The organism is Nonomuraea sp. NPDC050680, assembly GCF_040654555.1.
Lineage (GTDB): Bacteria > Actinomycetota > Actinomycetes > Streptosporangiales > Streptosporangiaceae > Nonomuraea.
This window is the reverse complement of the sequence record NZ_JBFAIF010000005.1, coordinates 451,875-476,461: the sequence shown is the minus strand read 5'-3', so window position 1 is coordinate 476,461 and position 24,587 is coordinate 451,875. Positions and strand designations below refer to the sequence as shown.

At 72.5% G+C, this 24,587-nt stretch carries 10 protein-coding genes; 7 read left to right on the top strand and 3 right to left on the bottom strand.

Going from position 1 to position 24,587, the window contains the following annotated elements; all coding sequences use genetic code 11:
* The first annotated feature begins 24 nt into the window (after window positions 1–24).
* Genes AB0H88_RS22065 through AB0H88_RS22035 form a run of 7 tightly spaced genes read left to right on the top strand, consistent with a single transcriptional unit; the run spans window position 25 to window position 14,834 of the window.
* Window positions 25–9,966: an SDR family NAD(P)-dependent oxidoreductase gene (locus AB0H88_RS22065; protein ID WP_357647174.1), complete on the top strand. Its 9,942-nt coding sequence runs from the start codon at window positions 25–27 to the stop codon at window positions 9,964–9,966.
* Between the two features lie 28 nt (window positions 9,967–9,994).
* Entirely contained in the window at window positions 9,995–10,840 is an 846-nt protein-coding gene (locus AB0H88_RS22060; protein ID WP_357647172.1) for a 3-hydroxyacyl-CoA dehydrogenase NAD-binding domain-containing protein, read from the top strand.
* A gap of 22 nt (window positions 10,841–10,862) precedes the next feature.
* A complete protein-coding gene (locus AB0H88_RS22055) occupies window positions 10,863–11,114 on the top strand; it encodes an acyl carrier protein (protein ID WP_357647170.1) in 252 nt (83 codons plus the stop codon).
* Window positions 11,111–12,268 carry an acyl-CoA dehydrogenase family protein gene (locus AB0H88_RS22050; protein ID WP_357647168.1) on the top strand — a complete coding sequence of 386 codons (1,158 nt, stop codon included), beginning with the start codon at window positions 11,111–11,113 and terminating at the stop codon, window positions 12,266–12,268. Before AB0H88_RS22055 ends, AB0H88_RS22050 begins: the two co-directional genes overlap by 4 nt.
* Window positions 12,265–13,323, top strand: coding sequence for an HAD-IIIC family phosphatase (locus AB0H88_RS22045; protein WP_357647166.1), 1,059 nt, complete (start codon window positions 12,265–12,267; stop codon window positions 13,321–13,323). Before AB0H88_RS22050 ends, AB0H88_RS22045 begins: the two co-directional genes overlap by 4 nt.
* A gap of 6 nt (window positions 13,324–13,329) precedes the next feature.
* Window positions 13,330–14,115 carry a thioesterase domain-containing protein gene (locus AB0H88_RS22040; protein WP_357647164.1) on the top strand — a complete coding sequence of 262 codons (786 nt, stop codon included), beginning with the start codon at window positions 13,330–13,332 and terminating at the stop codon, window positions 14,113–14,115.
* The gene (locus AB0H88_RS22035) at window positions 14,112–14,834 is read left to right on the top strand and encodes a 4'-phosphopantetheinyl transferase superfamily protein (protein WP_357647162.1); all 723 of its coding nucleotides are present in this window, start codon (window positions 14,112–14,114) and stop codon (window positions 14,832–14,834) included. Before AB0H88_RS22040 ends, AB0H88_RS22035 begins: the two co-directional genes overlap by 4 nt.
* On the opposite strand, the gene AB0H88_RS22030 is transcribed toward AB0H88_RS22035, so the two are convergent.
* The 3 genes from AB0H88_RS22030 to AB0H88_RS22020 are packed head-to-tail and all read right to left on the bottom strand — an operon-like array spanning window position 14,829 to window position 24,555.
* Window positions 14,829–15,989 carry an acyl-CoA dehydrogenase family protein gene (locus AB0H88_RS22030; protein WP_357647160.1) on the bottom strand — a complete coding sequence of 387 codons (1,161 nt, stop codon included), beginning with the start codon at window positions 15,987–15,989 and terminating at the stop codon, window positions 14,829–14,831. The genes AB0H88_RS22035 and AB0H88_RS22030 overlap by 6 nt on opposite strands.
* A complete protein-coding gene (locus tag AB0H88_RS22025; RefSeq protein WP_357647159.1) occupies window positions 15,986–19,846 on the bottom strand; it encodes an SDR family NAD(P)-dependent oxidoreductase in 3,861 nt (1,286 codons plus the stop codon). Before AB0H88_RS22025 ends, AB0H88_RS22030 begins: the two co-directional genes overlap by 4 nt.
* Window positions 19,843–24,555 carry an SDR family NAD(P)-dependent oxidoreductase gene (locus tag AB0H88_RS22020; RefSeq protein ID WP_357647156.1) on the bottom strand — a complete coding sequence of 1,571 codons (4,713 nt, stop codon included), beginning with the start codon at window positions 24,553–24,555 and terminating at the stop codon, window positions 19,843–19,845. Before AB0H88_RS22020 ends, AB0H88_RS22025 begins: the two co-directional genes overlap by 4 nt.
* Window positions 24,556–24,587: the final 32 nt, after the last annotated feature.

Below are 24,587 nucleotides of genomic sequence, written 5' to 3'. Positions count from 1 at the left end.
AGTCCCGAGATAAGGACCGTTGACGTGACTGATGAGCTGGCCGAAGAGGTCTCCGGCAATGACATTGCGATAGTCGGGATGTCGGGACGGTTCCCCGGAGCCGCCGACGTGGCCAAATTGTGGGCGAACATCCGTGACGGCCGTTCCGGCATCACCCGGTTCACCGATGAGGAGTTGCGGGCCGCCGGAGTGTCCGAGGACCTGTTGGCGGATCCCGGGTACGTGAAGGCCGGGGCGGTGATCGACGGCGTCGAGCTGTTCGACGCCGGTTTCTTCGGGTTCAGCCCGAAGGAGGCCCAGATCCTCGACCCGCAGCACCGGTTGTTCCTGGAGCACAGCTGGGAGGCCCTGGAGGACGCCGGCTGCGATCCCACCCGCTTCGACGGCGCGATCGGCGTCTTCGGTGGGTCCGGCTGGAGCTCGTACCTGCAGCACAACCTGATGCCGAACGACGTCGCCGCCACCATGGGTGAGCTGGCCCTCGGCCTGGCCAACGACAAGGACTCGCTGACCCTGCGCGTGGCCCACACGCTGGGCCTGTCGGGTCCGAGTTACGCGGTGCAGAGCTACTGCTCCACCTCGCTCGTCGCGGTCTGCGCGGCGGCTTCCAGCCTGGCCGGGTTCGAGTGCGACCTGGCGCTGGCGGGCGGCGTCGCGGTCAACGTGCCGCACCGGGTCGGCTACCTGTACCAGCAGGGTGGCATCGCGCCGCCGGACGGCGAGTGCCGCGCCTTCGACGCGGGCGGCCTGGGCAGCCCGCTCGGCAGCGGCGTCGGCGTGGTGGCGTTGCGCAGGCTGGAGGACGCGCTGGCCGCCGGGGACCAGATCTACGCCGTCATCCGGGGCTGGGCGGTCAACAACGACGCGGGCAGGAAGGTGGGCTTCACCGCTCCCGGCGTACAGGGCCAGGCCGCCGTCATGGCCGAGGCGCTCGCCAGTGCCGGGCTGATGCCCGCCGACATCGACTACGTCGAGGCGCACGGCACCGGCACCGCGCTCGGCGACGCGGCCGAGCTGGCCGCGTTGCAGCAGGTGTTCCACGACGGGTCGTGCCTGATCGGCTCCGTCAAGACGAACCTCGGCCACCTCGACCGGGCGGCCGGCGTCACCAGCCTCATCAAGACCGCCCTCGCCCTGCGCCACGACGAGATCCCGCCCACCCGCAACCTCACCGAGCCCAACCCGCAGCTCAGCACCGGTGAGGCCGAGCTGGAGGTGGTCACCAGGCTCATCGCCTGGCCGCGCAGGCCCGGCCGTACCCGGCGGGCCGGGGTGAGCGCGTTCGGCATCGGCGGGACCAACGCCCACGTGGTGCTGGAAGAGGCGCCCCCCGTTCCAGTGCCGCCCGTTCAGGTGTCGGCTGATGCGCGCCCGGTTCCGGCCGGGGCGTCGCGTCCGGAGCTGCTGGTGTGGTCCGCGCGGTCCGCCGCCGCGGCCGACGCCATGACCGAACGCCTCGCCGACCACCTCGCGTCCGCCCCGGCCGGTCACCTCGGGTCCGCTGCGGCCAGCGCGACGACCGACCATCTCGCGGGCGACCTCGACACCCGCCACCTGCCCGACGTCGCCCACACGCTGCAGGCCGGGCGGCAGGTGTTCGGGCATCGCCGGATGCTGGTCGCCGCCACCGTGGACGAGGCCGTCGCCGGGCTGCGCGACGCCGGGGTGCTGGCCCGCGCGGACAGCCGCGCCGACCGGCCCGTCGCCTTCCTCATCGCGGGCACCGGTGAGCAGTACCCGGGCCTGGCCGCCGAGCTGTATGAGACCGAGCCGGTGTTCAGGCAGACGCTCGACGAATGCCGGGCCACGCTCCGCGACCACCTCGGCGGGGTCGACCCGCTCGCCGAGCTGCTGCTCCCCAGGCAGCCCGGCCAGGCCGCCGGACTCGACCGGCTGCTCGGGCGGGAGGCGGCGCCGGTCGACACCATGGCCACGGCGGTGCTGCAACCCGCGCTGTTCGCGGTCGAGTACGCCCTGGCCCAGCTCGTACGCTCCTGGGGCATCGAACCGGCGCTGCTGGCCGGCTACAGCCTCGGCGAGTACGTGGCCGCCTGCCTGGCGGGCGTCCTCACGCTGGAGTCGGCGCTGGCGCTGGTCGCCCACCGGGCGCGGCTGATCGACGCGCTGCCGGCCGGCGCGATGAGCGCCGTGCCGCTGGCCGCCGACGACCTGCGGACCCGGCTGGAGCGGGCGGGCATCACCGACGTGGACGTGGCCGCGGTCAACGGCCCCGAACTCACCGTGCTCGCCGGCCCGCCCGCCGCGATGGCGGCGGTCAGGGAGTTCCTGGCGGGCGAGTCGGTGCCGTGCCGGCCGCTGGCCACCAGCCACGCGTTCCACTCGCGCATGATGGAGCCGGTACGCGACGAGCTGACCCGCTGGATCACCACCCACATCACCCTCGAAGAGCCGCGCATCCCGTACGTCTCGAACGTCACCGGCGCCCTCATCACCGCCTCCGAGGCGACCGACCCCGGCTACTGGGCGCGGCACATGTGCGGGCCCGTGCTGTTCGACGCCGTGCTCGGCACGCTGCTCCAGCAGGGGGAGCCGGCGCTGCTGGAGATCGGCCCCGGGCAGTCGCTCGGGGCGATGGCCCGCGGTCACCGCGACTGCCCTCGGGACCGCTGGCCGCTGGTGGTCTCCTCGCTCCCCGCCGCCGCCGACCCCCGCCCGGCCGGCACCGTACTGGCCGAGGGCCTGGGGCGGTTGTGGCTGGCGGGCGTGCCGGTCGACTGGGCCGGCTACCGGCAGGATCGGCCCGTACGCAAGGTGGGGCTGCCCAGCTACCCGTTCCAGCGGGAGCGCTACTGGATCGACCCGCCCCGCCACCAGACCGGGCCTGCACCGACCGCCCTGACCGCCGCGGCTCCGGCGCCCGCTCTCGTTCCCGAGGAGGCGGTTCCGCACGTCCAGCTCATGGTCCCGCGCTGGATCGCGACCGATGTACCCGCCGCGACCAGCGCCCCTGGTGCGACCGGTTCGGGCACGGCCGGGCGCTGGGTGGTCCTCGCCGACGCGGGCGGTGTCGCCGACGCGGTCGTCGAGTCGCTGGGCTCCGACGGCACCGAGATCGTGCTGGTACGGCCGGGCGGCGCGTTCGCCGAGATGGCCGGTGGCTACACGATCGACCCCGAGTCGGCGGCCGACCACGCCGCCCTGGCCAGGAGCCTGGCGAGCGAGACCCCGACGGCCCTGCTCGACCTGCGGCTGCTCGACCACGCCGGCTCCGGTGGCGACGGGCGCCAGGTGGTGCTCCCGCTCTCCCGGATGCTGGACGCCTGGGGCAGCGAGGGCGGCGACAGCACCAGGATCATCGTGGCCACCCGGGGCGGCCAGGCGGTCATCGACGGCGAGGTGCAGGACCCCGGCCACGCCGCCGCCGCCACACTGCCGCTGGTCGCCAACCAGGAGTACCTCAACCTCGACTGCCGCTGCGTGGACGTAGAGGCCGGAGCCGACGTCACTACGACGGCCCGGGACCTGGTGGCCGAGCTCCGTGATCCGGCGACCGACGCTCTGGTGGCCTACCGCGACGGACGCCGCCACACCCGCGACTACGTCCCCGCCGACCGGGACGAGGCACAGAGGGTCGGCCCGACGGCCGGCTCGGAAGGGGCGCAGGCGGTCGGGTCGGGCGGAAACCTGACGGCCGGTCTGGGGGTGCGGCCCGGTGGGACGTACCTGATGACCGGTGGTCTCGGGGACGTCGGGCTGCTGGTGGCCGAGCACCTGGTGCGGGCCGGAGCGGCCCGGCTGATCCTCACCAGCCGGGGCGGCGTGCCCGCTACGGCCGGTGACCCGCGCCACGAGGGCGTCCAGCGGCTGCGGGCGCTCGGGGCCGAGGTGCTGACACCGCAGGTCGACGTGACAGACGCCGACGCGATGCGCGCCCTGCTGGCCGAGGTGCTCGCCGACGCGCGAGCCGAGGCGTCGGCCGAGGTGCTCACCGACGCGCGGGCCGGGGCGTCGGACGGGGCGCTGCGGGAGGGCGGGCGGCTCGACGGGGTGATTCATGCCGCCGCCGAGACCGGCCGGGACACGTTCCTGTCGATGCGCGACCTCGATCAGGAAGCCGTAGCGCGGCACTTCGGGGCGAAGGTGACGGGTGCGCTGGTCCTGCGTGAGGTGCTCGGCGAGCTCCCCGCCGAGCGGGCGCCCGGCTTCTGCCTGCTGTTCTCCTCGACGTCGTCGCTGCTGGGCGGCATCACGTTCGGCAGCTACGCGGCGGCGAACGCCGCGCTGACGGCGGTCGCCCACGACACCGCCGCCTCGCCATCGCCGACCCGGTGGGTGGCCGCGAGCTGGGACACCTGGTCACGGACGCTCGAAGGCATGGAGGGCGGCATCGGCGCCGCGATGGCCGCGCACGCCATGAGTACCGAGGAGGGGCTGGCGGCGTTCGACCGGCTGGTGGCCGACGACCGGCCGAGCCTCGTGGTGGCGGCGGGCGGTCTCGACGACCGGCTGCCCCGGGCGGTGACCGGGCCGGAGCCGGAGGCGGGCGGCACCAGGTTCCCTCGTCCCGAGCTGCCCCAGCCGTACAGCCCGCCGCTGACCGCGACCGAGCGGGCGCTGGCCGAGCTGTGGTCCGACGTGCTCGGCATCGAGCCGGTCGGGACCAGGGACAACTTCTTCGACCTCGGCGGCAACTCGCTCGTCGCGCTGCAGATGCTGGCCCTGGTGAAGAAGCGGTTCGGGATCGCGGTCCCGACGGTGATGCTGTTCGAGGCGCCGACGGTGCACACGCTCGCCGGAATCCTCGATGAGAAGGGCGCCACCGCCGGCCGTACCGATAAGACGAGCGCCCGCGCTACGACGGTGGCCAAGCGGGTCGCCCATAAGACCGTGGAAGGCACCGCCGGACCTGCCGACCACTCCGGCACCGACATGGACGACGATCGGCGGATCGCCATCGTCGGCATGGCCGGCCACTTCCCGGGCGCCACCGACGTGGGTACGTTCTGGAACAACCTGCGCGAAGGCGTCGAGTCCATCAGCTTCTTCTCCGAGGAGGAGCTGCTGGCCGCCGGAGTGGCCCCCGACCTCATCCACGACCCGTCGTACGTCCCCGCCCGCCCGGTCCTCGACGACGTCAGCGGCTTCGACGCCGCGTTCTTCGGCCTCAGCCCCCGGATGGCGGCGATCACCGACCCGCAGCAGCGGGCGTTCATCGAGGTGTGCTGGGAGGCACTGGAGCAGGCCGGGTACGCGGTGCCGGAGAGCAGGGGCCGGGTCGGCGTGTTCGGCGGCAGCAACATCAGCACGTACCTGCTCCGCATGGGCGAGCACCTCCTGAACGACGAGGAGGAGGTCAGCCACTACGAGATCATCATGGGCAACGACAAGGACGCGCTCACCACGACGGTCTCCTACCTGTTCGACCTGTACGGGCCGAGTGTCGCGGTGCAGACGTTCTGCTCGACCTCGCTGGTCGCGGCGCACCTGGCGGTGCAGAGCCTGCGTAACGGCGAGTGCGAGCTGGCGCTGGCCGGCGGCGTGTCGATCCGGGTGCCCGACCGGGTCGGGCACAAGTTCGGGCCCGGCGGGCAGGAGTCGCCCGACGGTCACGTGCGGACGTTCGACGCGCGGGCGCGGGGCAGCATGTTCGGTGACGGGGCCGCGGTGGTGCTGCTCAAGCGGCTGTCGGACGCGGTACGCGACGGCGATCACATCTGGGCCGTGATCCGCGGCTCGGCGATGAACAACGACGGCGCGCTCAAGGTCGGCTTCACCGCGCCGAGCGTGGTCGGCCAGGCCAGGGTGATCGCCGACGCGATGGCCGACGCCGGGGTGACCGGCGAGGACATCAGCTACATCGAGGCGCACGGCACCGCCACCGAGCTCGGCGACCCGATCGAGCTGGCGGCGCTGACGCGGGCGTTCGGCGACACCGAGCAGACGCAGTACTGCCCGATCGGCTCGGTGAAGACCAACATCGGGCACCTGGACCGCGCCGCCGGCGCGAGCGGACTGATCAAGACCTCGCTCGCGCTGCGCGAACGGGTCATCCCGGCCAGCCTGCACTACACCAGCCCCAACCCGGAGATCGACTTCGAGAACAGCCCCTTCTACGTCAACGCCGAGCTCTCCCCATGGCGGACCCGCGACGGACGTCCGCGCATCGCGGGCATCAACTCGCTCGGCATGGGCGGCACCAACGTGCACATGGTCGTCGAGGAGGCTCCCGTCCGGCCCCCGGCGCCGCCCGTTTCGCCCGAGTCCTCCCGCAGGTACCAGGTGCTGCCCGTGTCCGCGCGCAACGCCACCGCGGCCGACCAGGCGGGCGAGCGCCTCGGGCGGCACCTGGCCGCCTCGCCCGGTATCCGGCTGGCGGACGTGGCGTTCACCCTCCAGGTGGGGCGCAAGACGTTCGAGCACCGGCGCGTCGCCGTCGTCGACAGCCTTGAGTCGGCCGCCGCCGTACTGAGCGGGCCCGGGGTGCTGAGCCGGGTCGACACGGTGCAGGGGCGTCCGGTGGCGTTCCTGTTCGCCGGGGCGGGGGAGCAGTATCCCGGCCTGGTCACCGAGCTGTACCGGCGCGAGCCGGAGTTCCGCGCGGCGCTCGACGAGTGCCTGGAGCTCCTGCGCGGGCCGCTGGGCGAGGTGGACCTCGCGGACCTGCTCGCGGGCGGCCGCGGCACCGCCCCCGACCTCGCCGCCCTGCTGGGCCGCACGGGCTCGAACGGGTCCGCAGGCTCGAACGGGTCCGCAGGCTCGAACGGGTCCGCGGCTTCGGGCGGGTCCATTGGCTCGGGTGGGGACGAGCGGGTCGGCGTGCTGGAGCGTACGGAGATCGTCCAGCCCGCCTTGTTCGCCGTCGAGTACGCCCTGGCCCGCACACTCATGACCTGGGGCGTGCAGCCGCGGATCATGCTGGGCTACAGTCTCGGCGAGTACGTCGCCGCCTGCCTGGCCGGAGTCCTGTCACTGCCGGACGCCATCGCGCTGGTGGCGTACCGGGCGAAGCTGATCGACGGCGTGCCGCCCGGCTCGATGGCGGCCGTGTCGCTGCCCGCCGGCGAGCTGCGGCGCCGGTTCAGGCTCGACGAGCGGGGGCTGGACCTGGCCGCCGTCAACGGCCCGCAGGTGACGGTCGTCGCCGGTCCGGTCGAGGCGATGGACGGGCTCCTCGCCGACCTGCGGCGGGCCGAGATCCCGTGCCGCCCGCTGCAGACCACCCACGCCTTCCACTCCAGGATGCTGGCCCGGCTGAGCGACGAGCTGACCGCCTGGGTCGAGGCGAACGTCCAGCTCAACCCGCCCGCCCTGCCGTACATCTCGAACGTGACCGGCGAGATCGCCGACGCGGACCTGGTGTGCGACCCGGGCTACTGGGCCCGGCACATGTGCGGGACCGTACGGTTCGCGGACGGGGTCGACGCGCTGCTCGCCGACCCGGAGCTGGCCGTGGTCGAGATCGGCCCGGGGCAGTCGCTCGGCGCCCTGGTGCGCGCCGCCGGCTGCCCGCCGCAGCGGTGGCCGCTCATCCTCAACGCGCTGCCCGGCGGCAGCGACAGCCGCCCGGACGACGAGGTGCTCGCCGGCTGCCTGGCCCGGCTGTGGCTGCTCGGCGCCGACCTCGACTGGGCCGCCCACCACGGCAGATACCGGAACCCCGAGCTCGCCACAAGGCCCGTTGCCGGGCTCACCGTAGGGTCCGCCGCCGGACTCGCCGCCGGTCCCGATGCCGGGCTCGCCGCCGGGTTGCCGGGGCGGATCCCGCTGCCGACGTACCCCTTCCAGCGCCAGCGCTACTGGATCGACCCGCCCGCGACCGGTGCGCGGCGGCAGCCGGTCGGCGCGCTGCCGGCGCTCGTCCCGGACAACCTGTTCGAGGCGATCACGAACCTGCCCAGGCTGCCGGAAGACCAGTGGATGTACCTGCCCGTATGGCGGCAGACCGCCGCGCCGGCGCCGGGTGAGGAGCCGGGTTCGTGGCTGGTCTACACCCGCGACGGGCTCGCCGACCGGGTCGCCGCCGAGCTGCGGCGGACGGCGGGCGCCACGGTCACGCTGGTACGCCCCGGCGACGCGTACGCCGTCACCCCCGACGGCTACACGGTGCGGCCGGGCAGCGTGGGCGACACGCTCTCGCTGCTGCGCGACCTGCGCGCCGCCGGTCGGCCGCTGGAGCGGGTGGTCCACCTCTGGACGCTGGACGCCGCTACCGGCGACACCACCATCCGGTACGGCCTGCACACGCTCGTCGCACTGGCCAGGGCGGCGGCCGAATCCGGCACCGACGACTGGTCCCTGGACGTCGCCGTCACCGGCACGCAGCAGGTGCTGGGTGACGACGTGTCCAACCCGGACGGCGCGACGCTGATCGGTCCCTGCCTGGTGATCCCCCTGGAATACCCGAAGGTCGCCACCCGCCTCATCGACCTGGAGACCGGCCCGATCGCGGCCACCGGTTCGGGCGCTCTCGCGCCGGCCGGTCGGGGTGCTTCGGGAGCCGCTGGTTCGGGCGTTTCCGCTGCTGGCGGCAGGGGCGGTTCAGCGGTCGGCGGGCTGGTGGCCGAGTTGCGGAGGCCGCAGGCCGACCGGATCGTGGCGCTGCGCCACGGCCGACGCTGGGTGCCCGGTTATGAGACCATGGCGGCCGATCCGGACCTGGAGACGCTCCGCGAGGGCGGTGTCTACCTGATCACCGGCGGGCTCGGCGGTATCGCCCTCGGCCTGGCCGAACGGCTGGCCCGCGACTGCCACGCCAACCTCGTCCTGCTCGCCCGCCGCGGCCTGCCACCCCGAGCGGAGTGGTCCCGCATCCTGGCGGGCGCGGGTACCAATGGCGCGGGTACCAATGGCGCGGGTACCAATGGCGCGGGTACCAATGGCGCGGGGCGAAATGCCGCAGGACCGCACGGTGCCGGACCCAACGGTGCGGCTGAGGAGGCGACCCGGCGGCGGATCGCCCACGTGCTCGAGATCGAGAGGCTCGGCGCCCGCGTCGAGATCGTCACCGGTGACGTCAGCAAGCCCGAGGACGTCCGCCGGGCCGTGGAGACGGCGGTCGAGCGCTTCGGTGCCCTCCACGGCGTCCTCCACGCTGCGGGAGTCCCGGGCATGGGGTTGATGCAGTTCAAGCGGTCCGACGAGCTGGACCAGGTGCTCGCCCCGAAGATCGGCGGCACCCTGGCCATCGCCGAGGCGCTGCGCATCGGTGAGCCCGACGAGGTGGAGCTGGACTTCCTGGTGCTGTTCGCCTCCATCACCTCGGCGACCGGCGGCGGGCCGGGCCAGGTGGACTACTGCGCCGCCAACGCCTTCCTCGACGGCTACGCCCACCAGCTCGCCGACACCGGCAGGCGGGTCCTGGCCATCGACTGGGGCGAGTGGACCTGGAACGCCTGGGAGGAGGGCCTGGCCGGGTACGACGGCGCGTTGCAGCAGTTCTTCCGCGACAACCGGGCTCGAGTCGGCATCGACTTCGAGGACGGCTGGCGGGCACTGCTGCGCGCGCTGGCCAGCGGCGAGCCCCGGGTCGTGGTGTCCACGCAGGACTTCCCGACGGTGGTGCTCGGCAGCTCGCGCTTCAACCTGGAGGCGGTCACCTCGCCCGCCGTGGGCGGCGTGAGCGGCGAGCGGCATCCCCGCCCCGAGCTGGTCACCCCCTACCAGGAGCCGTCGGGGTCGGCCGAGGAGCAGATCGCCGGCATCTGGTGCGACTCGCTCAAGCTTGACCGGGTCGGCGTCCTGGACAACTTCTTCGAGCTCGGCGGCAACTCGCTGCTCGGCGTCAGCATCGTGGCCGCCATGCGCCGGGCGTTCGAGCTGGACGAGCTGCCGCCCCACATCCTCTACGAGGCGCCGACCGTGTCGGCACTCGGCCAGACCATCGAGGCCATGGCCTCGGGCGCGGGCCCCGCGCTCGGGACCGGCGCCGACGGCGGCAGCCACGTACGTGCTCAGCTGCGCCGATCGGGACTCGAAGCCTCCGCCGCCCGCAGACGCGGCCGGTGAGACCCAACCCAGTGAATGGAGCAGCGTCATGACAGTGATCGGCGTAGTGGGCGCCGGTGTGATGGGCGTGGGAGTGGCCCAGAACCTGGCCCAGACCGGACACGACGTGGTCCTGGTCGACAAGGACGAGCAGATTCTCCAGCAGGCGCTCGCGAACATCGAGCGCAACAGCCGGATGAGCCGCCTGATGGGCGGCCCGGCCCTGGACGCGGACGCGATCCTCGCCAGGATCACCACGGCCGTCGGCGCCGACGCCCTGGCCAAGGCGGAGATCGTCATCGAGAACGTGACCGAGAACTGGGACGTCAAGCGGGAGGTCTACGAGGCGCTGGACGCGGCCTGCGGACCCGACACCGTGTTCGTCGTCAACACCTCGGCCATCCCGATCACCAAGGTCGGCGCCGTGACGGGCCGTCCCGACAAGGTCATCGGCGTGCACTTCATGAACCCGGTGCCCGCCAAGCCGGCCGTCGAGCTGATCCCCGGCTTCCACACCACCCCCGACACCATCGAGCGGACCAGGAACCTGCTGGCCGCGATGGGCAAGCGGGCCGTCGACGTCAAGGACTCGTGCGGCTTCATCTCCAACCGGGTGCTCATGCTCACCGTCAACGAGGCCGCCTACCTCGTCCACGAGGGCGTGGCCACGGCCGAGTCCGTCGACGAGGTCTTCCGCAGCTGCTTCGGCCACCCCATGGGGCCGCTGGAGACCGCCGACCTGATCGGCGTCGACACCATCCTCTACAGCGTCGAGGTGCTGTACGAGCACTACGCCGACAGCAAGTACCGGCCGTGCCCGCTGCTCAAGCAGATGACCGACGCCGGCCTGCACGGACGCAAGTCCGGACGCGGCTTCTTCACGTACGCCAACTAACTCAACAAAAAGGAGCACCGCAATGTCGAACACCGCGGAGGCGCAGATCCTCGCTTTCGTCCGCAGCCGTTACCCGCAGGCCGAGATCACGGGGGACCAGGACATCTTCTCCCTGGGCTTCGTCAACTCGCTGTTCGCGATGGAGCTGGTGATGTTCGTGGAGAAGACCTTCACGGTCACCATCCCGAACGAGGAGCTGCGCATCGACAACTTCCGGACCGCCGGCTCGATGGCCGAGCTGGTGGGCCGGCTGTCGGAGGAGCTGGCCGCGTGACGATCGTCACCCAGGCGCCGCTCGCGCAGGAGACGCTCCCGGTCACCGATCGGGCCAGCGCCCGCGCGTTCGTGGACACCTTCATCGTTCCGTACGCCGAGGCGTACGACCAGGCCGGCTACATCCCCGAGGAACTGCTGGACCGGATGGCCGAGGCGGGTCTGTGGGCCCCCTTCCTGCCCGAGGAGGTGGGCGGCGCCGGAATGGACCTGGTCACCCTCGGCGAGGTCCACGAGGAGGTGGGCCGCGGCTGCTCGTCGGTCCGCAGCCTGCTCACGGTCCACACCATGGTGGCGTGGGCGGTGCAGCGGTGGGGTAGCGCGGCGCAGCGGCAGAAGTGGACCCCGGCCCTGGCCAAGGGCGCGGTCCTGGGCGCGTTCTGCCTGTCGGAGCCCGGCGCGGGCAGCGACACCTCGGGCATCACCACGACCGCCGTCCAGTCCGGTACGGGCTGGGTGCTCAACGGCGGCAAGAAGTGGATCACCGGCGGCCAGCGGGCGGACCTGTACCTGGTGTTCGCCCGCACCGCGTCGAGCATCGGCGCGTTCCTCGTTCCTCGGGAGAGTCCCGGGGTCGGGGTGCGCCCGATCGACGACATGCTGGGCACCCGCGCGTCGATGCTCGCGGAGGTGACGTTCGACGACGTCCGCCTCGACGCCGACGCGCTGCTCGGGCCGAGCGGGTTCACCGCGGGCATGGTGCTCACGGGCACGCTCGACCTCGGTCGTTACAGCGTGGCGGCCGGGTCGGTCGGCATCATCCAGGCGTGCCTGGAGGCGTCGGCGACCTACACCTCGGCCCGCGCGGTCGGTGGCTCGGTGCTGCGGGACCTGCCGCTGATCCAGGCCAAGCTGTCCGACATGGTCACCGACGCGCGGGCGGCCCGGCTGCTGCTGGCCGAGGCGGGGCGGCTCAAGGACGCAGGTGAGGCCTCCACGATCATGGCGACCTGGGTGGCGAAGTACTTCGCGTCCACCGCGGCCGCCAGGCACGCGTCGGAGGCGGTCCAGATCCACGGCGCCAACGGCTGCAGCCCCGACTATCCCGTGGCCCGCTTCTACCGGGACGCCAAAGTCATGGAGATCATCGAGGGCAGCAACGAGATCCAGCGGATCACGATCGCCGGCCAGGCGGACCGGGAGGTGACGTCATGAGTGTGGCCGTACTCCACGAGAAGCCCAAGCAGGGCCGCATCAAGTGCGTCGTGTGGGACCTCGACAACACGCTGTGGGACGGCGTGCTGCTGGAGGACGAGAACGTCAAGGTACGGCCGGCGGTCGTCGAGCACATCAGGCGGCTGGACCGCATGGGCGTGCTGCACTCGGTGGCCAGCAAGAACGACCACGAGGCGGCGTTCGGCAAGCTGCGCGAACTCGGTCTCGACGACCTGTTCCTCTACCCGCGGATCAACTGGAACGCCAAGTCCGACTCGATCCGCCAGATCTCCAAGGCGCTCAACCTCGGGCTCGACGCGTTCGCGTTCGTGGACGACCAGGAGTTCGAGCGCGCCGAGGTGGCGCACGAGGTGCCGGAGGTGACCTGCGTCGACGTCGCCGACGTGGACGAGGCGCTGGTACGGCCGGAGTTCACGCCCCGGTTCGTCACCGACGAGTCGGCGCAGCGGCGCGGCATGTACCAGGGGCAGATCGCCAGGGACGAGCTGGAGAGCGAGTTCGTCGGCACCAACGAGGAGTTCCTGGCCGGGCTGAAGATGGCGTTCACCATCGCGCCCGCCCAGCGGGAGGACCTGCAGCGGGCCGAGGAGCTGACGGTACGCACCAACCAGCTCAACTCGACCGGGCGCACCTACTCCTACGAGGAGCTCGACGAGCTGCGCGAGTCGCCGGACCACCTGCTGCTGGTGGCCTCGCTGACCGACCGGTTCGGCAGCTACGGCAAGATCGGGCTCGCGCTGGTGGAGAAGGAGGAGACGGTCTGGCGGCTCCGGATGATGCTGATGTCGTGCCGGGTGATGTCGCGCGGTGTCGGGATGGTCATGCTCAACCACATCATGCGGCTGGCGAAGGAAGCCGGCGCCTCGGTGCGGGCCGACTTCGTGGAGACGGGACGCAACCGGATGATGCAGGTCACCTACGCGTTCGCGGGTTTCAGGGAGGTGGAGCGGAACGGCGCCCACGTGGTGCTGGAGGCCGATCTGACGAACGTGCAGCCGCCTCCGCCGTACGTGCGGCTAGAGATCCTGGATTGAGGCACGATGACCGTCAATGATGTGACGAGCGAAGACGCGGTCCAGCGGTGGCTGCCGTTCCGGGCCCAGACCGGCGCGGCGGCCGACGCGCTCGCGCTGTTCTGCCTGCCGCACGCCGGGGGCGGGGCCTCCGCCTACCGGGCGTGGCAGCACCGGTTGCCGGGTGTGGCGGTGCTGCCGGTCCAGCCGGCCGGCCGGGAGAACCGGCTGCGCGAGCCTCCGTACGAGCGGATGGCGCCGTTGGTGTCCGATCTGGCCGATGTCATCCTGGCCGAGGTGAGTGGAGGCCGCCGGTACGCCGTCTATGGGCACAGCCTGGGCGCGCTGGTCTCCTTCGAACTGCTGAGGGAGATCCGCCGCCGGGGCGGGCCCGAGCCGGTGCACCTGTTCGTCTCCGGCTGCGTCGCGCCGCACCGGCCGTTCGACGACGGGCCGCCGGTGCGCGGCATGAGCCGCCCCGAGCTGGTGGACCTGCTGCGTAAGCTCGGCGGGACCCCCGACTGGCTGCTGAACGACCCGTCCGTGCTGGAGATGATCCTGCCCGCCATGCAGGCCGACTTCAGCGTCAAGGAGACCTACACGTACTATCCCGAGCCCCCGCTGGACGTCCCGATCACCGCGCTGCCGAGCACCGGCGACCCGAGGGCCGGCCGGGAGCTGGTGGCCGCGTGGCGGGACCAGACGACCGGGCGGTTCGACCTGCACACCTACGTCGGCGGGCACTTCGCCGTCTTCGAGCAGGCGAAGCTGACCTACAAGCACATCTCGGAGGCGCTGCGCGCGTGGGTATGACGCAGCCCAGGGTGTGGAAGATCCACCTCGACCGGCCGTTGGCGCCGGGCGGGTGGCGGTCGCTCTCCGACGCCGAGCGCGAGCGGGCCCGACGGCTCGGCTCGGCCCGGGAGCGGCACCGGTTCATGGTCGCGCACGCCGCGCTCCGCGCCATACTCGGCGAGGTCTGCGGCGTGCGCGCCGCGCGTCTGGCCTTCGGCGCGGAGAACGGCGGCCGCCCGTACCTGGCCCTGCCCCACGGCCGGACCGCGCCCGGTTTCAACCTGTCCCACGGCCAAGACACGCCTGACTTCAACCTGCTCGGCGGCCGGGGAGCGCCCGACTTCAACCTGTCCCACTCCGAGGAGTGGGCGCTGGTGGCGGTGGCGCCGCCGGGGTCCAGGGTCGGCGTGGACGTCGAGCGGATCCGCGAGGACCTCGACTGCCTGGCGATGGCCGGCAGCATGTACCAGCCGGAGGAGGTCGACCGGCTGCGCGAGGCGGACCCTTCCGACCTCCGTACCGGATATTTCCGCCTCTGGACGGCCAAGGAGGCGTACGTCAAAGCCGTCGGAGTGGGCCTGGCCGGACTCCGAGGCGTCCTGGTACACGAAGAGAGCACGACCCATGGGGCCGTGCTCTCTCCTCCCTCGCCGCCCGGCGCCGCCCTGCCTGTCCGCTGGCTCGACGTCGCGCCGGGCTACGCCGCGGCGGTCGTCACCGCCGCGGCCGCTTCATGACCGCTTCGACACCGGCACCACGTACCGGCTGAACACCAGGTCGCGCAGTACGTCGTCTCCGCCCTCGACGATCGACACGTAGCGCACGTCCCGCAGCAGCTTGCCGATGACCGAGTCGTGCGTGTAGCCGAGCCCGCCGAACATCTCCGAGGCCGTGGACGCGATCTGCCACCCCGTCTGGCCGCAGAACATCTTCGCGGTCAGCGCCGACTTGAGCGTCCCGACGCGCAGGAACTCCTCGCCGGCGTCCGGCCGGGCCGCGACCGCGTCGTACGCGCGAGCCGCGGCCAGGCACTGGTTCGCCATCACGTCGATCTGCATTTCGAACTGGCCCAGGCGGCCGGCGAAAACCGCGTTGTTGGCCAGCGGCGAGCCCTTCACCGACTTGGACTTGCCGTACTCCATGCACACGTCGCGCACCCGGCGGGCGATGCCGAGCGCGGTCGTGGCGATGAGGATGCGGCTGGCGTTCAGCCCGACCTCCAGCAGCCGCAGACCGTTGCCGCGCAGCACGTTGGCCGCGGGCACCCGGCAGTCGGTGAGCGAGACCTGGTAGGTCGCCGACGAGCGCAGCCCGATGACGTCCCAGCGCTTGTCCACGCGGAGGCCGGGCGTGTCGCGCGGCACCAGGACCGCGAGGTAGCCGGCCGGGTCGTCCTGGGCCCGCGCGATCACCACGATGAACTGCGCGAAGTCGGTGTTGGTGGAGAACGCCTTCTGGCCGTTGAGCACGATCTCGTCGCCGTCGCGGGTCGCCGTGGTGGAGATCCGGGCCAGCTCGCTGCCCGCCGCGTGCTCGCTGCCGAGCGTCGCGCAGAACCCGTTCTCCGCCGACATGCGGCCCAGGTGGCGCTCCCGGAGCTCGGCGGAGCCGTACCACTGGACCATGCTCGTCGTGAGCACCGGGATGAACAGCGTGAACGCCACCCCCGCGTCGGCGTAGGCCAGCTCGGAGACGATGCGGACGCTCTCCTCCAGGCCCAGCCCGAGCCCGCCCGACTCCTTGGGCAGCCACCAGTTCGCCAGGCCGGTGTCGGCGAAGCGCTGGTAGAGCGGCATCGGCGCGTCGGCCGGCGAGTCCAGGTAGGCGTCCTTGTCGAGCAGCTCGCGCCGGGCGAAGCTCTGGATCTTGCGGAGATACTCGGGCTGCTTCACACGTCCTCCCTTGAGTCCAGCAGAGCGGCCAGCTGGCGGACCGTCGGGCACTCCAGCAGCCCGGTGACCGGCACCGAGGCGTTCAGGGCCTTGCGGATCCGCGTGGTCAGCTCGATCGCGAGCAGCGAGTGGCCGCCGAGCTCGAAGAAGTTGTCCGTGGCGCCGATCGGGTCGATGCCCAGCACTCTCGACCAGATGCCGGACAGCGTGGCCTCGGTGCCCTCGTTCGGCTCGACGTACGGGGTGCTCAGGTCCGGGCGCGGGTGGCGCTCGCGGTCGTCGTCGAGATCGTCGTCGCCGGCGTCATGGATGTCGCCGGTGACCCACTGCGCGATGCGTGCCTCCAGCGAGCCGGTCGAGATGACCAGGTGCCCGACGCGGTCGGCGGCCGACAGCGCCCGCTCGAACACGTCCACGCCCTCCGCGGGCGTCATCGCGTAGTCGATCACCGCGCCGCTGTGGCCTTCGAGCCGGTCCGGGTCGATGTTCCAGGTGTCCCAGTCGACGGTGACCCACCGGCCGCCGCCCAGCCGGGCCACGCGGATGTAGGCGTCCAGTGCCGCGTTCGCCGACGCGTACGGCGCCAGCGTCATCCCGCCGAGCACCGCCGCGATCGACGACAACGTGACGCGCCGGTCGCGGGCCTGCTCTCCCAGTACGGCCTCCAGCACGTGGAAGCCCTTGACCTTGGCGGCCAGGTGCGCGTCGCACTGGCCGCGGTCCATGAGGTGGGCGAAGTTGAAGTAGCCGCCGTCCTGGACGCCCGCGCCGTGCACGGCCACGTCGATGCCGCCGAAGCGCTCGACCGCCGCCTCGACGACCGCCCGCATTCCGGCCTCGTCGGCCACGTCGGCCGACAGGGCGAGCACGGTGGCGCCGCGCTCCTCCAGGTCGCGGATGTTGCGGAGGTGCCGGGCCGTACGCTCCCCGCCCTGCGGTACCGAGGCCAGGAAGGCGTCCCACTCCGCGCGGGGCGGCAGCGGGGCGCGGGCGGTGAGCACCAGGCGGCAGCCGTACCGGGCGGCCAGGTGGCGGGAGAGCACGAGGCCGACGTCGCCGAGACCGCCGGTGATCAGCACGGTGTCGCCGTCGCGGAACGGCCGCTCCTCCGGGCCGGGCTCCTCGATGGGGTACTGCTCGTACTGCCGCAGCCACGTCTCGCCCGAGCGCACCGCGACCGGCCCCTCGTGCGGGGCGACGGAGGCGGCCAGGATCTGCGTGGCGAGCTGCTCGGGAGCGATGTCGGACCCGACGTCGATGTGCCGGCAGCGCAGGCGCGGGTTCTCCTGCTGCAGGCTCGGCGCCAGCGCCGCGAGCGTGGCGTGCTCGGGGTGGCGCAGGTCCGAGCCGACCACGCCCACCGCTCCCGACGTCAGTAGGACCAGCTCGGCGCGCGGCGCGGAGCCGGTGTTGTCGACGAGTTCGCGGGCCAGCGCGAGGGCGGAGTAGAAGCCGCGGCTCTGCTCGGCGTCGAAGTGGGCGACCGGGTCCGGCCCCGGCTCGGGGGCGGACAGGCTGAAGGCGTGAATGATCGAGCGCGGGTTGACCACGAGCGAGTAGAGCACCTCGGCCATATCGTCCGCCTTATCGGGGCGAATCGTGAAATGTCCGGTGTCGTCCTCGTCGAACCGGTCGCCCCGGCGCACCGCGGTCACCTCGGCGCCCGCCTCGGTCAGCCGCTCGACCAGGGCCTCGCCCCGGGCGTCGTCGGTGAAGACCAGCCAGGGACCGGCCAGCCTGAGCTGCTCGTCCAGGCCGTTGAGGGTCAGGGGCCGCTGCCGCCACGTCGGCAGGTGCGTCCACTTCGAGCGGTCGAACGTCTTGCCGGTGCTCGGGGGCGCGGCCATCATGCTCGGGTTGGCCTTGACCCAGAACCGCCGCTTCTGCCAGGGATAGGTGGGCAGCTCGACCCGCAGGCCCGCGCCCTGGTGCAGCACCGCCCAGTCGATGGCGCTGCCTGCCTGCCACAGCCTGCCCAGAGTGGCCAGGAGCCACTCGGCGGCGCTCTCGCCGTCGGCGGGGGCCACGGCGACCTCCTCGACGCCGGACGTGTCGGTCCCGTCGTGGAAAAGGCGGACGCTGAGCGCGGTGAGCGCCTCGGCGAGCGCCGCGACCGCGTCCTCGGGGGAGGCGGTGGCGCCGAGGGTACCGGTGGCGCCGGCGGCACCGGGAGAGACGTGAGCGCCGGCGGTGCCGGGGCGGGTCAGCCGGCCAGCCGCCGCCCGCAGGTCCGCCCACCAGGCGGCCGGTACGTCGCCGCCGGGCGTGACCAGCCGGACCTTGGGGTTGCGGCGCTGCGTCTTGGCGTCGATCCAGCGCGCCGGGTCGCCCAGCGCCGCGACCGCGTCCTCCCGGTCCCGGACCACGATCGCGCGCCGTGTCGCGAAGCCGCCGCGCGACACCTGGAGCGTGTAGGCCACATCCGCCAGATCGTCGGCGAGGTCGCCGGAGAGGTGCTCCCGCAGCAGACCGGTGAGGTCGGACAGCGCCTGCCCGTCGGCGGCCGAGAACGTCAGCAGGTGCGGTCCTGGCCGGGCCGGCCGCGCCGGCCGTACCGGCGCCTGCTCCAGCACCACGTGCGCGTTGGTGCCGCCGAGCCCGAACGAGCTGACCCCGGCCCGTCGCGGGTGCGGCCCCGCGGGCCAGGCCCGATGCTCGGTGAGCACCGTGAACCGGTCCCGCGCCGTCGCCAGCGCCGGGTTGGGCGTCTCGTAGTGCGGGGTGCCGGGCAGCAGTTCGTGCTTGAGGGTGAGCGCGGCGCGCATCAGCCCGGTGACGCCGGAGGCGCGGTCGAGGTGACCGATGCTGGGCTTGAGCGAGCCCAGCACGCACGGCGTCTCGCGGGGCTGGGCGAACACCCGGTTCATCGCGGCCAGCTCGATCGAGTCGCCCAGCATGGTGCCGGTCGCGTGGCACTCGACGTAGCCGACGGTGTCGGACTTGACCCCGGCCACGCCCAGCGCGGACTCGATGACCTCGGCCTGCCCGTCGACGCCGGGCGCGGTGTAGCCGGCGCGTGTGCGGCCGTCGTTGTTGGCCGCCGAGCCGAGGATGACCGCGTGGATGACGTCGCCGTCCTTGAGCGCGTCGGACATGCGCTTGAGCGCCACCGTGCCGACGCCGCTGCCCATGACCGTGCCGCCCGCCTCGGCGTCGAAGCTGCGCACCCGGCCGTCGGGCGACATGATCCCGCCCTGCTCGTACAGGTAACCGGCGGGCTGGGGGAGGGGCGTGAACGCGCCGCCCGCCAGGGCGATGTCGCACTCGTACGTCAGCAGGCTCTGGCAGGCCAGGTGCACCGACACCAGCGAGGTGGAGCAGAAGGTCTGCACGGTGACGGCCGGGCCGCGCAGCCCGAGCTTGTAGGAGACGGTCGAGGCCAGCGAGTCGCGCTCGTTGCCGGTGGCCATGAGCAGCGCGCCGCCCGGCTGGCCGGCGAGGTGCTGGATGTTCTGGACGATGTAGTCGGGGAAGCCGCAGCCGGCGAAGACGGCGACCTGTCCCGGGGTGTCGGTCGGGCAGTAGCCGGCGCTCTCCAGCGCCTCCCACGAGCATTCGAGGAACAGCTTGTGCTGGGGGTCCATCGTCTCGGCCTCGCGCGGGTTGATCCCGAAGACCGTGGCGTCGAACTGGTCGAGGCCGTCGATCGGGCCGCCGACGCGGACGTAGCGCGGGTCGGCCACCTTGCCCGGCTCGACGCCCGACTCGGCCAGCTCCTCGTCGGTGATCTCGCGCAGCCCCTTGATCCCGGCGAGCACGTTGCGCCACAGCTCGCCGACGCTGCTCGCCCCCGGAAAGCGACCGGACATCCCGATCAGGGCGACCGCCGAGTCGTAATCCGTCTCAGTGTCCGTCATGATGCCGCCTTCCCGCGGAGCATGTTGCGTCGTTGTTCGATGCGGGACCGCCGCTGGTCAAGGGCCCCGAGGGTCTGCTGGTCCTGCTCGCCCCCCGAGGTCGCGGCTTCGGCGAGCGAGGCGACCGTGGGCGACTGGTAGAGGATGTGCGGGGGCAGGTAGGACAGTTCGAGGGCCTTGCGGACCTCGGCGATGATCTCCATGCCGAGCAGCGAGTTGCCGCCGAGCTCGAAGAAGTTGTCGTGGATGCCGACCTGTTCCAGACCGAGCGCCTCCGCCCAGACCGCGGTGATGGCCCCCTCGGCCGGTGACTGCGGCTCGACGTAGGCGGTCGACAGCTCGGGCCGCGGGTGGCGGCCGAAGGCATCGCGGATCTTCTTCACCGTGGCCTGGTGGCTCTCGATCGACGAGCGGCGGCTCATCGCGACCAGCGGGGCGAAGTCCTGCGTCGAGGTGATCACGTGGGCCTCGCCGCTGGCCAGCACCCGCAGCAGCGTCTCGTAGCCCTGGTCGAAGGTGATGCCGAAGTTCTCCCGGTACCAGGTGAAGTAGTGCTTGGAGCCCTCGTCGTAGTTCTCCAGGCCGTCGGTCCAGCCGTTCCAGGTCCACTCGCACCAGTCGATCGCCGTCACGGTCACGCCGGGCAGCGGGTCGCTGAGCGCGTACGCGTCGAGGAAGGCGTTGGCCGCGCAGTAATCGACCTGGCCGGCGCCGCCGCCGGTAGCCGATGTGGTCGAGGAGAACAGAGCGACGAAGTCGACCGGCACGTCGCGCAGCGCCTCGCCGATGGCCAGCGTGCCGGCCACCTTCGGCGCCAGCGTCCGCTGGATGTCGGCGGCCGTCTTGAACTGCATCAGGCCGACGGCCGGCACCCCGGCGCAGTGCAGCACGCCGTTGAGCTCGCCGAACGTCTCGATCGCCGCGCCGACCGCCCGCCGTACGTCATCGGGCTGGGAGACGTCACCGGCGACGGTGATGACCTCGATGCCCGCGGCCTCCAGCCGCCGCAGCCCCTCGATCCGCCTGCGTACCTCGTCGGCGGTGCGCTCCGAGGCCAGGATGGGGCCCCACTGGTCCTTGGGCGGCACGGGGGTGCGGCCCATCAGGACCAGGCGGGCCTGGTAGTGCTCGGCGAGCCGTTCGGCCATGGCCAGGCCGATGCCGCCGAGGCCGCCGGTCACGAGGTAGGTGCCGCCCCGGCGTACCTGGGCCTTGGGGGCGTCCTGGTCGATGCACGAGGCGTCGAGCACCTCGTACTCCGGGACCCAGCGCCGGCCACCGCGCAGCCCCACGACCTGGTCGGCGGGTTCGGCGCGCAGCTCGGTGAGGAGGTCGCGCGGCGACGACACCGTGTCGATGTCGATCAGGCGGGTGCGGACCCGCGGGTACTCGACCGGGATCAGGCGGGTCGGGCCGAGCAGGGTGCCGCGCTCCGGGATGACCCGGTCGCCGGGGAGCACCCGCTGGCCGCCGACGGTGACGATGTCGAGCGACCACCGCGTGATCCCCATGTCGCCCGCGGCCCGCGCGAGCGCGACCAGGGTGTGCAGGCCGCGCCGCAGGCACTCGTCGGTCGAGTCGGGGCTCTCCTCGGCGGTCCACAGGTGTACCACGCGCTCGGGCTGGAAGTCCCGCTCGGCCAGGGCCCGCAGCGCGCTGACGGCGTCCTCCGGCGAGCCGGGCCGGATCACCAGGCCGTCGGCCTCGTCGGCGAACCGCTCGCCGGGACGGATCAGCACCACCTGGTGCCCCGCCGCCTCCAGGTGGGCGCGCAGCGTGTCGGCCAGCGTGTCGGCCCGGCCCGCGTCGGTGTAGACCAGCCAGCGGCCCGCCTCCTCCTCGCGTGCCGGGCGCGGCGCGGTCTGCCGCCAGGTCGGCACGTTGATCCAGCGCTCGTCGGGCAGCCGGGGCAGGGCGTTCAGGATGCTGGTGGGGTCGCTGTCGTCGATCGCGGGCGCGCCGGTGCTCGCCGCGGTCTGGTCGATCTCCAGCCAGTAGTCCTGGTGCTCGAAGGGGTAGGTCGGCAGCGGGATCCGGCCCGGCGCCCAGCCGGCGTGCAGCGCCGCCCAGTCGACGGAGACGCCGGCCAGCCAGAGCTTGCCGACGGCCGTGGCGGTGGCGGCGTGGGTGTCGAGGCGGTCGTTCGCGGCGGGCAGCGTGGTGACGATCAGCGGCCACTGGGCGCGGTCGCACTCCGGGTGGCCGCGGGTGAGCGCGCCGAGCGACTGGCCGGGGCCGATCTCCACCAGGGTGAGGTCGCCTGTGCCGAGCACGTGCGCGAGCCCGGCGCCGAACTCCACGGTCTCGCACATGTGCCGGGACCAGTAACCGGGGTCGGTGACGACGTCCGCGGTGGCCAGGCGGCCGGTGACGTTGCTGACGTACGGGATGACCGGGGGGTGCAGGGTGACGTTGTCGCTGATCCAGGCGGTCAGCTCGGCGGCCACCGGCTCCAGCATCCGGGAGTGGAAGGCGTGCGTGGTGTCCAGGCGGCGGCAGCCGATCTTCGCCTCCACCAGCAGCGCGCCGGCCGCCTCGACCGCTGCTACGGGCCCGGCCAGGACGAGCTGTGAGCCGGTGCGCACCGCCACGTCCAGGTCGCGGGTCAGCAGGTCGCCGAGCACCGCGCGCAGCCGCCGCTCGTCGGCGGCCACCGCGAGCATGGCGCCCTCGGGCTGCGAGGTGATCAGCTTGGCCCGGTAGGCGACCAGCCGCAGCGCGTCGGGGAGCGAGAGGACGCCGGACAGGCAGGCGGCCACGTACTCGCCGAGGCTGTAGCCGACCATGATCTCGGGGGCGATGCCCCAGCGGATGAGCTGGCGGGCCAGCGCGTACTCCGCCACGAAGACGGCGGGCTGGATCAGGTGCGCCTCCACCGTGGAGCGTGGCGCCGCATCGCCGGTCCGGCCCAGGAGCCGGGCCAGGTCGCCGCCCGTGTCCTGGCGCTCGGCGGCCACGAAGACGTCGGACAGCTGCGCGGCCTCGGTGAGGCCGAGGACGGTCAGGCACTCGTCGACGTCGTCGCGGAAGGCGGGCTCGTCGGCGTAGAGCGCGGCCACCATGCCGGGGTACTGCTCGCCGACCCCGGCGATCAGGAAGCCGACCCGGCGGCCCACGGTCGCGTCGTTACGGCCCAGCCGCCCGGCCGGGTCGGCCAGCAGAGTGGCGGCGCGGCCGGTCGAGTCGGCCACGACGACCCTGCGGTGGTTGAAGACCTTGCGGCCGACCTGCAGCGTGTAGGCGACGTCGCCGAGCTCGAGGTCGGAGTCGATCTCCAGCCGGTCGGCGAGCCGGACGCAGGCGTTCTCGGCGGCCGACTCGGAGCGGGCCGACAGCGGCAGCACCTGCCAGCGGCGAGACCGCTCGGGGCGCCGCTCGGGGCGCGGGGCCTCGGTGATGATGGCGTGCGCGTTGGTGCCGCCCATGCCGAGCGAGCTGATGCCCGCGATCCGGGGCCGGTCGTCGTCACGCGGCCAAGGGGTGACCTCGGAGGTGACGCGGAACGGGCTGCTGTCGAAGTCGATCTCCCGGTTCGGGGAGGTGTAGTGCAGGGTGCCCGGGATGCGCTCGTTGCGCAGGGACTGGACGACCTTGATGAGCCCGGTGACGCCGGAGGCCCGGTCGAGGTGGCCGACGTTCGGCTTGATCGAGCCGAGCAGGCAGTACTGCTTGTCCTTGGTGGGCCCGAAGGCGCTGGTCAGGGCGGCCACCTCCATCGGGTCGCCCACCTCGGTCGCGGTGCCGTGCGCCTCGACGTACGAGATCTCCGACGGGTCGACCCCGGCCCGCTCGATCGCCCTGCTGACGCACCTGCGCTGCCCGTCGATGCTGGGCGCGAGATAGCTGAACTTGAGCGCGCCGTCGTTGTTGATCGCGGAGGCGCGGATGACGGCGAGCACGGTGTCGCGGTCGGCGATCGCGCGGTCGAGGCGCTTGAGCGCGACCACGGCGGCCCCGTCGCCGAACATGCTGCCCTTGCCCTCGGCGTCGAACGTACGCACATGGCCGTCGGGCGACTCCTGGCCGCCCTCCTCCCACAGGTACCCGACCCGGTCGGGGATGCGTACGGACACGCCGCCGGCCAGCGCGATCTCGCAGTCGCCCCGGCGCAGCGCGTCGCTCGCCAGGTGCACGGCGACGAGGGAGGTCGAGCAGAACGTCTGCACGGCCACGCTCGGGCCAGAGAGGTTGAGGCGGAAGGAGACGTTCGTGGTGAGCGCGTCCTTGTCGTTGCCGATCATCAGGGCGGACGGGTCGATGCCCATCTCGAACGCCCTCAGCCGGGTGAGCAGGTAGCCGCTGATGTTGGTGCCCGCGAACACGCCCACGCTGCCCCGCGCGTCGGGCGAGCCGTACCCGGCGGCTTCGAGGACCTCCCAAGCGACCTCAAGGAAGATCCGCTGCTGGGGATCGGCCAAGGTCGCCTCACGCGGGTTGTAACCAAAGAATCCGGCGTCGAATCCCCGGATGTCCTCGAGGATCGGCCGGCTCCTGACATAGTTCGGCTGCTGGAAGGTCGCCGGACTGACCCCCGCGTCGATCAGCTCCTGGTCGGAGAATCGGGTGAACGATTCCACACCGGTGCTGATGTTGCGCCAGAACGTTTCGACGTTGTCCGCCCCGGGGAATCGGCCGGCCATGCCGATGATCGCGATATTCGACTCGTCCGCCGAGTGTTTCGAGTCGCCGGGTGAATGCTGCTGATCCATCAACATGCCTCAATTCACTACATGTCACTGAA

Coding starts and splice junctions, on each gene's coding strand:
- AB0H88_RS22045 (WP_357647166.1), top strand. CDS start 12,265: ATGAGTGTGGCCGTACTCCACGAGAAGCCCAAGCAGGGCCGCATCAAG.
- AB0H88_RS22040 (WP_357647164.1), top strand. CDS start 13,330: ATGACCGTCAATGATGTGACGAGCGAAGACGCGGTCCAGCGGTGGCTG.
- AB0H88_RS22020 (WP_357647156.1), bottom strand. CDS start 24,555: ATGGATCAGCAGCATTCACCCGGCGACTCGAAACACTCGGCGGACGAG.
- AB0H88_RS22055 (WP_357647170.1), top strand. CDS start 10,863: ATGTCGAACACCGCGGAGGCGCAGATCCTCGCTTTCGTCCGCAGCCGT.
- AB0H88_RS22060 (WP_357647172.1), top strand. CDS start 9,995: ATGACAGTGATCGGCGTAGTGGGCGCCGGTGTGATGGGCGTGGGAGTG.
- AB0H88_RS22035 (WP_357647162.1), top strand. CDS start 14,112: ATGACGCAGCCCAGGGTGTGGAAGATCCACCTCGACCGGCCGTTGGCG.
- AB0H88_RS22025 (WP_357647159.1), bottom strand. CDS start 19,846: ATGACGGACACTGAGACGGATTACGACTCGGCGGTCGCCCTGATCGGG.